11 protein-coding genes and 1 pseudogene are annotated in these 13042 nt (G+C 73.1%); 3 read left to right on the plus strand and 9 right to left on the minus strand.

Annotated elements, in window-relative coordinates; translation table 11 throughout:
- The 4 genes from ACFRCG_RS27765 to ACFRCG_RS27780 all read right to left on the minus strand — a co-directional run.
- A partial coding sequence (locus tag ACFRCG_RS27765; RefSeq protein WP_380036493.1) for an FTR1 family protein occupies positions 1-95 on the minus strand: 95 nt, incomplete at its 3' end.
- 216 nt (positions 96-311) lie between these two features.
- A complete protein-coding gene (locus ACFRCG_RS27770) occupies positions 312-1592 on the minus strand; it encodes an HRDC domain-containing protein (RefSeq protein WP_380036340.1) in 1281 nt (426 codons plus the stop codon).
- 245 nt (positions 1593-1837) lie between these two features.
- Positions 1838-2506, minus strand: coding sequence for a response regulator transcription factor (locus tag ACFRCG_RS27775; protein WP_078974877.1), 669 nt, complete (start codon positions 2504-2506; stop codon positions 1838-1840).
- Between the two features lie 179 nt (positions 2507-2685).
- Positions 2686-3282, minus strand: coding sequence for a DUF3000 domain-containing protein (locus ACFRCG_RS27780; protein WP_380036342.1), 597 nt, complete (start codon positions 3280-3282; stop codon positions 2686-2688).
- Positions 3283-3374: 92 nt separating this feature from the next.
- On the opposite strand from ACFRCG_RS27780, the gene hemE reads away from it, so the two are divergent.
- From hemE to hemQ, 3 genes are all read left to right on the plus strand, one after another.
- A complete protein-coding gene (gene hemE, locus ACFRCG_RS27785) occupies positions 3375-4439 on the plus strand; it encodes a uroporphyrinogen decarboxylase (RefSeq protein WP_380036344.1) in 1065 nt (354 codons plus the stop codon).
- An 858-nt stretch (positions 4440-5297) separates the two neighbouring features.
- Positions 5298-6749, plus strand: coding sequence for a protoporphyrinogen oxidase (gene hemG / locus ACFRCG_RS27790; protein WP_380036346.1), 1452 nt, complete (start codon positions 5298-5300; stop codon positions 6747-6749).
- A gap of 30 nt (positions 6750-6779) precedes the next feature.
- Positions 6780-7577, plus strand: coding sequence for a hydrogen peroxide-dependent heme synthase (hemQ, locus tag ACFRCG_RS27795; protein ID WP_380036348.1), 798 nt, complete (start codon positions 6780-6782; stop codon positions 7575-7577).
- 541 nt (positions 7578-8118) lie between these two features.
- On the opposite strand, the pseudogene ACFRCG_RS27800 reads toward hemQ, so the two are convergent.
- The 5 genes and pseudogenes from ACFRCG_RS27800 to ACFRCG_RS27820 all read right to left on the minus strand — a co-directional run bounded on the left by ACFRCG_RS27800 (position 8119) and on the right by ACFRCG_RS27820 (position 12906).
- Positions 8119-9323: pseudogene (locus ACFRCG_RS27800) on the minus strand (DUF692 domain-containing protein).
- Positions 9324-9455: 132 nt separating this feature from the next.
- Positions 9456-10331 (minus strand): TIGR04222 domain-containing membrane protein, encoded by an 876-nt coding sequence (locus ACFRCG_RS27805; protein WP_380036350.1) that lies wholly within the window; start codon positions 10329-10331, stop codon positions 9456-9458.
- 130 nt (positions 10332-10461) lie between these two features.
- Positions 10462-10872, minus strand: a complete 411-nt coding sequence (gene msrB / locus ACFRCG_RS27810) for a peptide-methionine (R)-S-oxide reductase MsrB (RefSeq protein WP_380036352.1) — start codon at positions 10870-10872, stop codon at positions 10462-10464.
- 70 nt (positions 10873-10942) lie between these two features.
- Positions 10943-12370: a UDP-N-acetylmuramate--L-alanine ligase gene (gene murC / locus ACFRCG_RS27815; RefSeq protein WP_380036354.1), complete on the minus strand. Its 1428-nt coding sequence runs from the start codon at positions 12368-12370 to the stop codon at positions 10943-10945.
- A gap of 59 nt (positions 12371-12429) precedes the next feature.
- A complete protein-coding gene (locus tag ACFRCG_RS27820) occupies positions 12430-12906 on the minus strand; it encodes an indole-3-glycerol phosphate synthase (RefSeq protein ID WP_380036356.1) in 477 nt (158 codons plus the stop codon).
- Positions 12907-13042 lie beyond the last annotated feature (136 nt).

The raw sequence follows: 13042 nt of genomic DNA on the forward strand, positions 1-13042 counted from the left end.
CGGCGGTCGCTCTTGACGAGATAGGCGATCAGGATGCTGACCACGAGAGCTGCTTCCAGCCCTTCGCGCAGACCTATCAGGTAGTTGGCGAACACAGGCCACCCCGCAGGCTCGGACACATGGTGGGAAAATTAGGCGAGCCTAACCAAACCATTCAGAGGGATCCGGCGTCAATGCGGACAAAGCAAAGGTCGGGTAAGGCGGTACGGCCGGCTCGCCGGGCCTGCGCGCGCACCCGAAAACGCGCCGCGCCGGGACCCGTGCGCCCGGCTCGCGACGGTCGTTGCGAGGCCTTGGCCCCGGCGTGTGACTCAGGTCCCGGCGGTGCCGTTGGCGGCGTGTGCGGCCAGGCGCAGGAACGCGCCGGACAGGGCCGGCGCCGTGAGCGCGATCTGCCAGGGCCGGGCGCCGAACCCGCGCAGTACATCCCCGACCGCGTCCGTGGTGGGGGCCGACGGCGGCGCCCAGGCCAACCGGCGTACGTAGTCCGGCGCGAGCAGGTTCTCGGTGGGCAGCGTGTGCTCGTCCGCGATGGCCGCCACCGCGGTCTTGGCGGCGGTCAGGCGCTCCGCGGCGGCCGGGTCCTTGTCGGTCCACGCGCGGGCCGGCGGCGGGCCCTCGTGCGGCAGCGTGGACATCGGCAGCTCGACCTCGGGCAGCGCCCTGGCCTGCTCGATCGCGGCCAGCCACACCCCGGCCTGGCGTCGGCTGTCCCGGCCGGTGAAGCCGGGCAGCGCGAGCAGGGCGGCCACCGACGCGGGCCCGGCCAGCGCCGCCTCGACGATCGCGGTGTCCGGGATGACCCGCCCCGGCGAGACGTCCTTTTGGCGGGCGATGGTGTCCCGGGCCTGCCACAACGACCGCACGATGGCCAACTGCCGGCGGCGGCGCACCCGGTGCAGGCCCGACGTGCGGCGCCACGGGTCGACCCGGGGGACGGGCGGCGGCGCGGCGGCGATCGCGGCGAACTCCTGCAGCGCCCAGTCGAGCTTGCCCTGCTCGGTCAGCGTCGCCTCGAGCTCGTCGCGCAGCTCGATCAGCACCTCGACGTCCAACGCCGCGTAGCGCAGCCAGGGCTCGGGCAGCGGACGGGTGGACCAGTCCACCGCCGAGTGCCCCTTCTCCAGCGAGAAGCCCAGTACGGCCTCCACCATCGCGCCCAGGCCCACCCGGGGGAAGGCGGCCAGCCGGCCCGCCAACTCGGTGTCGAAGATGCGCCGGGGGACCATGCCGACCTCGGCCAGGCAGGGCAGGTCCTGGGAGGCGGCGTGCAGCACCCATTCGGCGTCGACGATCGCGGCGCCGAGCGCGGACAGGTCGGGGCAGGCCGCCGGGTCGACCAGGGCGCTGCCCGCGCCGGCCCGGCGCAGCTGGATCAGATACGCGCGTTGCCCGTAGCGATAGCCCGACGCCCGTTCGGCGTCGACGGCGACCGGTCCCGCTCCGGCGGCGAAGGCGGCGACGGTCTCGGCGAGCGCCTCCGGGTCCGCCACGACCGGCGGAACGCCCTCGCGAGGTGCCAGGAGCGGGACCGGCGCCGGGGGGACCGGCGCCGGAAGTTCGGATGAGGTTTCGAAGGAGGCGTCGGTCACCCCACCAAAATAACCCGCCCGCCCGGCCGACCGGGCAGGTCCCCGCCAAGGTGGGCGTGCCACGGGGGGTGTAGGGCGGGCGGAACCGCACGAAATCGCGCGCGGAACCGGAAAGCCGACTCTCGGAAAAGCCGAATCCCGGCGGGTGGGTTCACCCGCCGGGATTCGGCTGTACCTGATGATGTGTCACCTGATGAGGTGTCCTGACGCTCCGCCGGCCCTGGACCGGTCGGTGCCGACCGGGGTCAGCTGATGATGCCCGCCCGCAACGCGAGAGCCACCATGCCGGCCCGGTCGCCCGTGCCCATCTTGCGGGCGATGCGGGCGAGATGGCTTTTGACCGTCAGCGCCGACAGGCCCATCGCCTGACCGATCGCCTTGTTGGACCGGCCCTCCGCGACGAGGCGCAGGACCTCGATCTCGCGCGCCGAAAGCTCCCGGACGCCGGAGCCGGGCTCCGTCCCGCGCTGTTCCGACGGACGCATGCGGTTTGCCTGGGGCATCCCGTGGTGCATTCCGGCTTGCCGTGCGTGTCCAGGGTTCAGTCCCGCTCGCGCGCCGGTCACGACGTAGCCCCGAACACCCGCGGCAAGCGCGGAGCGAACGGCACCGATGTCGTCGGCTGCGGACAGTGCCAGGCCGTTCGGCCACCCGGACGCGCGCATCTCGGTGAGAAGCGTGAGTCCGGAGCCGTCCGGAAGGTGCACGTCGGCGACACACAGGTCGCGCGGCGTGCCGGCACGGGAGCGAGCCTCGGCGATGGTCGACGCCCCGACGACGTCGCGTACACCGAGGGCCCACAGGTGGCGGATGACGGCGTCGCGAACCCGGGGGTCCGCGACGACGACCATCGCCGTGGGCTTGGAAGGACGATAGGCAAGCAGGTTTGCAGGGTGATCGAGAAGTACCGACACCGGGCCTCCTGCGCAGTGATCGCGATTCCCGAAGAAGCGGCCCGACCAGCTACTCCTTCGGGGTGGTCACCCTGTCCTTCGGCACATATGGCGCCGGGCTTTAGAGGAAGATCCAAATCCGTTATGCGACGTTGACCCGGGTGTGTGACCGGGAGGTCTCGCGACGGTGATCCGGCGTGTCAGGAGCCGGGTCGCGAGGGCCGGCGCGGTATGGCGACCACGCCCTCCCCGGCTGACACCGGCGGCAAACCGGCGCAGGTGCAGAGCAGTTCGGTCCACGCCAGCAGATGCGGCAGCAACTCGTCGTCGGCCGGTGTCCACGACGCCCTGACCTCGATCTCGGTGCGGGCGATCTGTCCGGAGAGTCCGCCGAAGCCCTGCGAGGTGCTGCGGCTGACCGTGCCGCTGGGGGCGCGATAGGTCGCGCCGACCGCGTACAGCGACTCGGTCAGCCAGGTCCAGCCGACCTCGGGCAGCAGCGGGTCCATCGCCAGTTCGGGTTCGAGTTCGGCGCGGGTCATGGTGACCACGCGGAACGTGCCCTCCCACGCCTCGTGGCCCGCCGGGTCGTGCAGCAGCACGATCCGGCCGCCGGCGAGTTCGTCCTCGTCCTCGCCGAGCGCCACCTCGGCGGCGAACGCGGCGGAGTACGGCGCCAGGCCACGCGGCCGGGCCATCTCCTCCAGCACGATCTCCGGACGCAGGACCGCGGCCCGCCATCCGGCCAGTGCCTGCCGGAACTCCTCGGGCTCCTCGGTCTCGCCGACTCCTGCCATGCCTGGCAGCCTAGGCCGCGTCGGGGGGGTCGGGCCCGGGCGACGCGCCGGGCGGAGTGCACCGTCTGGGCCGCCCGCGTGCGTCTGGGACCATGGCGGATGTGACCGAAACGAGCCTTCCGCACGCCACCGTCCGCGACTCGGCCTTCCTGCGCGCCTGCCGGCGCGAACCCGTCCCGCACACCCCGGTGTGGTTCATGCGCCAGGCGGGCCGTTCGTTGCCCGAGTACCGCAAGCTGCGCGAGGGCATCGCGATGCTCGACTCGTGCATGCGGCCGGACCTGGTCACCGAGATCACGCTGCAGCCGGTGCGGCGGCACGGGGTGGACGCGGCGATCTTCTTCAGCGACATCGTGGTCCCGCTCAAGGCGATCGGGGTCGACCTCGACATCAAGCCCGGTGTCGGTCCGGTGGTGGCGAACCCGATCCGCTCGCGCGCCGACCTCGCGCAGTTGCGCGACCTCACGCCCGACGACGTGCCGTACATCACCGAGGCGGTCGGCCAACTCGTCGGCGAGCTGGGCGCCACGCCGCTGATCGGCTTCGCCGGTGCGCCGTTCACCCTCGCGAGTTACCTGGTCGAGGGCGGTCCGTCGAAGAACCACGAGCGCACCAAGGCGCTGATGTACGGCGACCCGCAGCTGTGGGCCGACCTGGTGGACCGGCTCGCGGAGATCACCTCGGCGTTTTTGAAGGTACAGATCGAGGCGGGCGCGTCGGCGATCCAGCTGTTCGACTCGTGGGCCGGGGCGCTGTCCGCGGCGGACTACCGGGCGTCGGTGCTGCCGGCGAGCACGAAGGTGTTGGCGTCGGTCGAGCACTACGGCGTGCCGCGGATCCACTTCGGGGTGGGCACCGGCGAGTTGCTGCGCATGTTCGGCGAGGCCGGGGCGGACGTGGTGGGCGTCGACTGGCGCATCCCGCTGGACGAGGCGGCGCGGCGGGTGGGGCCGGGGCGGGCGTTGCAGGGGAACCTGGACTCGGCGGTGGTGTTCGCGCCGTGGGAGGCGGTTCGGGCCAAGGCCGATGAGGTGCTGGCGGCGGGGCGTGGTGTGGAGGGGCACATTTTCAATTTGGGGCACGGGGTGTTGCCGAATACGGACCCCGAGGTGCTCACGCGCCTGGTGGCGCATGTGCATTCGGCCGGCGCTCGGTAGGTCGGCTTTTTGGCCTCAAGCGCCGGCCGGGCTCGCGGGGGCGTGGCTGCGTGCCTGCGCTGTGCGTGGGTTCGCGGTTTGGCCGGGTTGGGGGCCGGTGGCTTTGGCCTCAAGCGCCGGCCGGGCTGATGTGGTGGTCGGGCCGGCGTTGGGGTCTGGTCGGTTTGGGGTGGCCTCAAGCGCCGGCCGGGCTGGTTTGGTTGCGGTGGGGTGGGTGGTTTGGCTTTGAGGGCCGTTCGGGCGGGATCGGTTTGTGGTTGGGCTGGGGTTGGGGTCGGGTTGGGGTGGCCTCAAGCGCCGGCCGGGCTGATGTGGTGGTTGCGCCCGGGTTGGGGTGGGTTCTGGCGCCGGCCGGGTTGATGTGGTTGTGGTGAGGTGGGTGGTTTGGCTTTGAGGGCCGTTCGGGCGCGATTGGTTTGGGGTCGGGTTGGGGTGGCCTCAAGCGCCGGCCGGGCTGATGTGGTGGTTGCGCCCGGGTTGGGGTGGGTTCTGGCGCCGGCCGGGCTGATGTGGTTGCGGTGGGGTGGGTGGTTTGGCTTTGAGGGCCGTTCGGGGGCGATTGGTTTGTGGTTGGGCCGGGCGGGGTTGGGTGGCCTTGGGTGCCGGCCGGGCTGATGTGGTGGTTGGGCGGCGTTGGGGTTTGGTCGGGGTGAGGTGGTTTCGAATGCCGACCGGGCTGATTTTGGTGGGCTGACTTGGCCGGTCGGTCGGCTGGGTTGGGTGTCTCGGTTGTGGTGAGTTGGGGTGGGTGGGGTTGGCCCGGTCCTGCCGGGTTGGGGGGCGTCGGGTTGCGGATGGGCTTTGAGGGGGTTTGGCTTCGGGGGTTCGGTTGGGGCGGCTTTCGGGAGAGGGTGCGACGTGGGTGGTTCGGCGGTGGGCGGCGGGCGGCATGTGGTTGTTGTCGGCGGTGGGATTGCCGGGTTGACGGCTGCTTGGGTTTTGCTGCGGGACGGGGATCCCGGGCTCACCGTCACCGTGCTCGAGGGGGCTTCCCGGGTCGGGGGGAAGTTGCGTGCCGGGAGCATTGCCGGGGTCGCGGTCGACGAGGGTGCGGAGTCGATGCTGGCCCGGCGTTTCGAGGCGATCGACCTGGCTCGTGAGGTCGGGTTGGGCGACGATCTTCAGCCGCCGGCCACCGCGGGCGCGTCGTTGTGGACGCGTGGTGCGTTGCGACCGATGCCGCGCGGCCACGTGATGGGTGTGCCGGGCGACCTGGAGCCGCTGGCGGCGAGCGGAGTGTTGTCGCCCGCGGGCCTGGCCCGGATCCCGCTGGACCACGCGCTGGCGCCGCACCGCTACGAGGACGACGTCTCGGTCGGCCGCTACGTCGCCGAACGGCTCGGCCACGAGGTGGTGGACCGGCTCGTCGAGCCGCTCCTGGGCGGGGTGTACGCGGGCAACGCCTACGACATCTCGCTCGCCGCCGCCGTCCCGCAGCTGTTGCCGATCGCCCGCTCCGGCGGCTCGCTGGTGGCGGGGGTGCGCCACCTGCTCGACGGCGCCGCCGAGCGGCCCGCGGGGCCGGTGTTCATGGGGGTGCGCGGCGGTGTCGGGCGGCTGCCACTCGCGGTCGCCGGCGCCGTGGTGGCCGGTGGGCGCGGCAGCATCCGGACCCGGACCACGGTGCGCGAGTTGGAGCGCACGCCGACCGGCTGGCGGCTGATCACCGGGCCGACCAACGCCCCCGTCCCGATCGAGGCGGACGCGGTGGTGCTCGCGGTACCGGCCGCGCCCGCGGCCCGCCTCCTGCGCCCGCACTCGACGGTCGCGGCGGTCGAGCTGTCCTCGATCGAATACGCGGGCATGGCGCTGGTGACCCTCGCGTTCCGGCGCGCCGACCTGGCGTCGACGCCCGCCGGAACCGGGTTCCTGGTGCCGCCGGTGGACGGCCGGCGGATCAAGGCGAGCACGTTCGCGTCGAACAAGTGGGGCTGGCTCGCCGAATCGGATCCGGACCTGTTCGTGCTGCGCACCTCGCTCGGCCGGGCCGGCGAGGAGGCGGTGCTCCAGCGCGAGGACGCCGAACTGATCGCCGACTCGCTCGACGACCTGCGCGAGGCGGTCGGACTGACCGCCGAGCCGATCGACACCCGGGTCACCCGCTGGGGCGGCGGGCTGCCCCAGTACGCGGTCGGCCACCTCGGTCGCATCGCCTGCGTGCGCGACGCGGTCGAGCGGTTGCCGCGCCTGGCGGTGTGCGGCGCGGTGTACGAGGGCGTCGGCATCCCGGCGTGTGTGGCGAGCGCGACCAAGGCCGCGACCGAGGTGCTGGCGCAGCTCCCCAAGCCGTACGCGCGCCCCGTGCACTGAGCGCGGGGACGAGCCAGGCAGAATCGGACCATGATGCAAAGCACCGCGGAGAACAGCCCGGAACCGGTCGACGCCGCCGCAGCGGTGGTCGACGCCGCCCTCAACGCCGACGGCCCGGAGTCCGCAGGCGAACCCGCGCCGGCCCGGCGCAAGGCCCGCGACCTCAACCAGGTGATCAGGTACACGATGTGGTCGGTCTTCCGACTCCGTGAGCCGCTGCCGGGTGCGCGGACCGGGCTGGCGGGCGAGGTCGAGCAGTTGTTCGAACAGCTGCTCGACAAGGACGTCGTGGTGCGCGGCACCTATGACGTCTCCGGCCTGCGCGCCGACGCGGACCTGATGATCTGGTGGCACGCGGAGGACTCGGACGCGCTCCAGGAGGCGTACAACCGCTTCCGGCGCACCGGCCTGGGCCGGCTCCTGGAGCCGGTGTGGTCGAACATGGCGCTGCACCGTCCGGCCGAGTTCAACAAGAGCCACATCCCGGCCTTCCTGGCCGAGGAGACCCCGCGCGACTACGTCGCGGTGTACCCGTTCGTGCGCTCGTACGAGTGGTATCTGCTGGAGGACGACGAGCGCCGCCGGCTGCTCGCCGAGCACGGGCGGATGGCGCGCGGCTACCCGGACGTGCGGGCCAACACGGTGCCGTCGTTCGCGCTGGGCGACTACGAGTGGATCCTCGCCTTCGAGGCGGACGAGCTGCACCGCATCGTCGACCTGATGCGGCACCTGCGCGGCTCGGAGACGCGCCGACACGTGCGCGAGGAGGTGCCGTTCTACACCGGTCGCCGGCACCCGGTCGCCGAACTGCTCGCCGGTCTGGCCTGAGCCTTCGCCCCGGTCGGTCGGACCGCGATCGATCGCTCCGACCGACCGGGGGCGCGCCGATGGGTCGAATCTAGGTCGAACTCGAACAGGACGACCCGCTGGAGCAGGACGACCCGCTCGAACACGACGATCCACTCGAACACGACGATCCGCAGGACGATCCGCTCGAACAGGACGTCCCGCTCGAACCCGAGGAATCGCCGCCTCCTCCTTGGCCGCAGGACCAGCCGATGCCGCACGAGGTGTGGTGGCCGTGCCAGTGGTGATGGTGATGGTGGTCGTGCGCGTCGTGCCCCTGGTATCCCCGCGGGCCGAGTGGCCACGGGCCGGGGTACGGACCGGGCCCGCCGCCGTACGGCCTGCCGGTGCCCGGTGCCCGCCCGAAGGGCGGTCCCGCCGGTCGGCCGAAGGTGTGGCGGAGCCGGCGTCGGGCCGCGCGGTGGGCCAGGACGACGATCACGATCGGCAGGGCGGCGGCGAGGACCACCACCGCCCCGAGCAGCAACCAGAACATGGTGTCGACCCCCCGTGTGTGATGTGCCTACCCGTGGCCGGCCGGCGCGCGGGATGCGAATCGGGTGCGCAGCCGGGCCCAGCGGGACGGCTTTCGTTCGACGAACACCTCGGCCAGCGCCTTCGGCAGCGCGTCCCGCTCCCACAGATGGGCCGCGAAGGCGTGTACGTCGGCGCGGGTGCCTCCCTCGGCGGGCTTCGGGTGGACCAGGGCCCAGGCCATGAACTCGCCCGGCCAGCGCGGGCCCAGCGTCGTTGCCAGCTCCGGCAGCGCGCGCAGCGCCGAGTCGCGCCGTTTGGCGGCCAGCGCGCGGGCCTGTACGCGCACCCGGTCCGGGTCGAAGCCCGGCGGTGTCGGCCCGCCGGCGACCAGTGCCGCGAGCAGCGCGGTCTGCTGTGCGGCCAGCCGCTCGCGCGCGCTCACCGGCGCACCGCCGTCCGGTCCACCACGCCCCGGATCGCGGCCAATTCGGCGGCGATCTCGCCCGCCGTCGGGAAGTCGCCGTCGCGTTCGAGCAGTACGCGCGGCGGCGGGCGCAGCGCGCACAGCGTGGCCAGCACCTCCAGGATCGGCTCGGTCACCGGGTGCGCGTGGGTGTCGTGCCACAGGCCGTCGCGTTCGACGCCGCCGGCGACGTGTACGTACTCCACCGCCTCCAGCGGGAGTTCGGCCAGCGCGGCGGCCGGGTCGACGCCGTGGTTGATCCGCTGGGTGTGCAGGTTGGCCACGTCGATCAGCAGCCGCACGCCCGTGCGTTCGACCAGTTCGGTCAGGAAGCGGGCCTCGCTCATCTCGTTGTCGGGCCAGGTCAGCAGCGTCGCCGGGTTCTCCAGGGCGAGCGGGACCGGCAGCGCGTCCTGGGCGATGCGGACGTTTTCCGTGACCACGTCGAGCGCGTCCCACGTCATCGGCGTCGGCAGCAGGTGACCGGCCTCCATGCCGCCGGCCCGGACGAACGCCAGGTGTTCGCTGACCACGGGTGAGCCGAGGGCGCCCGCCACCTCGGCCAGCCGGGCCAGGCGTGCGGGGTCGGGGCGGTCTGCGCCCGCCAGGCCGAGACCGACGCCGTGCGGGATCACCTCGACGCCGCGCTCGCACAACACGCGCAACGACTCGGGCAGGTGTCCGACGCACACGTTCTCCGCGACGACCTCGACGAAGTCGACGCCGGCCAGGCGCTCGACGGTCAGATCGATCTCCGGCCGCCATCCGATTCCCACCGCTGTCCCCATACGTCCAGCATGGCGGGTCCGTCCCGGACCGAAACAGGCGGAGTTCCCTCGGTTCGCCCGCCCCGGGCGCCCCGCGTGGCAAGTGGCCCACGGCACCGACGGGTTGCGGGCCGCTCGACGGGCGCGGTCGGGTCAGTTGCCGCAGCCGTCGGCGGTGCCGCCGCAGGAGCCGGCCCGGGCGCCCTGGGGGGAGGCGCAGGAGGTGTTGCCGCACCAGACGGACTCCGGAGGGCGGTCGGCGGGGGTGGGCGCGTTGCGGCGGAAGATCTCCTTGACCACCGGGTCGGGGAAGCGATCCAGGCCCCACAGGGCGACCGCGCCCAGGTCGTCGGCGCCGAGCGCGGCCACGGCCGCCTCGTCGCGGCGCAGCCGGATCAGCCGGCGCGTGGTCGGCGCGGTGGGCACCACCCGCTCGCCGAACACGCCCAGGAGCAGCAGGCCCCCGACACACGCCTGGCTGCCGATCACCGCGAGCAGCAGGCCCACCCACGGCAGCGCGCCCGAGGTCGCGTCGTCGGCGCGGACGAAGCCCGCGACCGCGGTGGCCAGGCCCAGGGGGAGGGTGGCGAACAGCGCCCAGCGGGGCAGTCGACGCGGGCCCGCGTCCGGGCGGGCGATCAGACCGGCCGCGAACAGGTCGGCGCCGATGCCCTGGATCCGCGGCGCCGCGGCCACCCGGGTGCGCAGGTCGCGCAGCGGCAGGCCGCCGTACTCCCGATCCAGGATCCGCAGCGGCGCGTCGCCCGCCGCGTTCGCCGCCGGTGCCCGGGCCGCGATCACCTGTCCGTCGCGGTTCAGGTGCAGCGCGTCCTCGCCGAGCAGGGCCAGGATCGACACGTCGGCCGCGCGGGCCGCGCCGCCGACGACGAACGCGTATTCGACCGCGTCCAGTTCGGCCAGGCGCGCCCGGTTCGCCCGCCGGCCGCCGCGCCGGGCGGACCCGATGGCGACGCCGAGTACGAGCGCCGTCCAGACCGAGTACGCGAGGGGTGGCAGCCAGGGATTCATGGTCCCCAGACATAGCGGACGCACCCGCCGCACGCGGGCTCGATGTGAGTTTTGCCGCACCGCCCGTACCGATGTTTGAACGGGCGGCGGCGGCGCCCGGGCCGGCCGCGGGGCCGACCCGCGCCTCGGCTCAGCCCTGCGGGTCCGGCTCCAGGGTCAGCGAGATGGAGTTGATGCAGTAGCGCTGGTCGGTGGGCGTCCCGTAGCCCTCACCCTCGAACACGTGCCCCAGGTGCGAGCCGCAGGTCCCGCAGCGCACCTCGACCCGGGTCATGCCCATCGTGTCGTCCTCGATGTATTCGACCCGGTCCTCGGCCAGCGGCGCGTAGAACGACGGCCAGCCGCAGTGGCTGTCGAACTTGGTGTCGGAGCGGAACAGCTCCGCCTTGCACGCCCGACAGTGGTAGACGCCGGTCGTCTTGGTCTCGGTGTACTCGCCCGTCCACGCACGCTCGGTGCCCGCCCGACGCAGCACCCGGAACTCGTCCGGGGTCAGCTCGGCCCGCCACTGGTCGTCGGTCTTCTCGATTTCGTAGGCCATGTGCACATCCAACACGCAACGGCGCCGCGACGTTCCCCGAGGCACGGCACGGCGCCGGTGGGCGTGCGGCTCAGCGAGCGGCGGCGGTGCCGCGGGCGCGGATCGTGTCCAGGATCTCCGGGCCGAGCAGGGTCACATCGCCCGCGCCCATGGTCAGGACCAGGTCGCCGGGGCGGGCCAGCGCGGCCACCGAGCCGGCCACGTCGGACCAGCTGTGCTCGGTGCGCACCAGGCCGCCGTTGTCCAGCGCGGCGTGCGCGACGATGTTGCTGGTCACGCCGGGCTGCGGGTCCTCCCGGGCGGCGTAGATGTCCATCACCACGGCGATGTCGGCGGCGGCGAGCGCGCGGCCCATCTCCACGCCGAGCTGCTGGGTGCGGCTGAACAGGTGCGGCTGGTACACCGCGATCACCCGACCCGCGCCCACCGCGCCGCGGGCGGTGGCCAGGTCGGCGGCGATCTCGGTGGGGTGGTGCGCGTACGAGTCGACGACCCGGATGCCGCCCTCCTCGCCCTTGAGCTGGAACCGCCGGCGCACGCCCTGGTAGTTGGCCAGCCCGTCGGCCATGCGCCGCGGCTCGACGCCGAGCGCCAGGCCCACCGCGAGCGCCATCACCGCGTTGGACGCGTTGTGCCGCCCCGGCACCGCGACGGCCAGCACCAACTCGCCGCCCACGGCCTTGCCGTGCACGGTGACCCGGCTGCTCAGGCCCGACGCCTCGATCTGCGCCAGGCGCAGATCCGCGGCCTCGTGCTCGCCGACGGTGACCACGTTCAGCGTCGGCGCGGAGACCGCCAGTCGCTCGCGCAGGGCGCCGGCGCCCGCGTCGTCGGCGGAGAGCACCAGCGTGCCGCCGGGCACGATCCGGCCGGCGAAGATCTCGAACGCGTCGAGCACGTCGTCCAGCGAGCCGTAGTTGGCGTGGTGGTCCAGCTCCACGTTCAGCACCACGGCCACCTCGGGCGCGTACTTGTGGAAGCTGCGGTCGCTTTCGTCCGCCTCGGCCACGAAGATCTCGCCCAGGCCGTGGTGGGCGTTGCTGCCCGCCTCGTTGAGGTCGGCGCCGATCGCGAAGGAGGGGTCCAGGCCGAGCGAGGTCAGGCCGACCGCGAGCATGCTCGTCGTGGTGGTCTTGCCGTGCGTGCCCGCGACGGCCACCGAGCGCCGGCCGTCCATCAGCCGGGCCAGCGCGTCCGCGCGGTGCACGATCGCGATGCCCCGCTCGCGTGCGACGACCAGTTCGGGGTTGTCCTCCCGGATCGCCGAGGACACGACCACACACGTGACGTCCTCGGCGACATTCGCCCGATCGTGGCCCACGTGCACCGTGCAGCCGAGCCGGCGCAGCGCCAGCACCTGGGTGGAGTCCTTGGCGTCGCTGCCGGAGACCCTCGCGCCGCGGATCGCGAGGATCTTGGCGAGCCCCGACATGCCGGCGCCACCGATGCCGACGAAGAACGGGCTGCCGAGGTCGACGGGCTCGGCGGGGGGTGCCATGAAGCGGGCTCCTTCGAGTGGGGTGGACCCGCGTTCGGCGCGGGCTCCCCGCGATTGTGTCAGCTCATGTCGTGTGCGAAGAGCTTGAGCACCGGCACGCCCACGTTCTGTCGGGCCCGCGAGGCCCAGTCGCGGTGGAACATCTCTTCGATGAAGTGCGGGTCGGTGAGGACGATCACCTCGTCGGCGTGGTGCCGGTCGACGATCTGCTTGAGGGTGTCCAGCGGGTCCCGGCCGGGGGTGGTCTCCCCGACGGCGTCGGCGCCGCTCGCGCGCAGTGCCGCCACGCTCGCCTCCAGGGTGCGTCGGGCCGCCTCCGCGCCGTCGTCGGGGCCGGGCCGCTGCTCGATGTCCTCGGCCGCCTCGTCCAGGCGCACCAGGGCCACGTCGTCCAGCGCCTGGAGCAGCTTGCGATGGTCGGCCTTGCCGGGCAGGACCACCACGAACGACGTCTCGACGCCCTCGTGCAGGCCGGTCACGAACGCGACGTCCGCCTCGTTCAGGACCTTTTCCACGAGCAGCACGATCGTGTACACGCAACTCTCCCTTGATCCGTCGGCCGAGCCGGGTGTCTGCGCCCCGTCTGCCCGGGAGTTCACCCTCCCACTCCCCCCGATCGGCGGGCGCCGGCCGGGGTCGCCGCAACGGCTCCGACCGGGTGCCGAAGCCGCC

This window comes from Embleya sp. NPDC056575 (assembly GCF_042793325.1).
Lineage (GTDB): Bacteria > Actinomycetota > Actinomycetes > Streptomycetales > Streptomycetaceae > Embleya.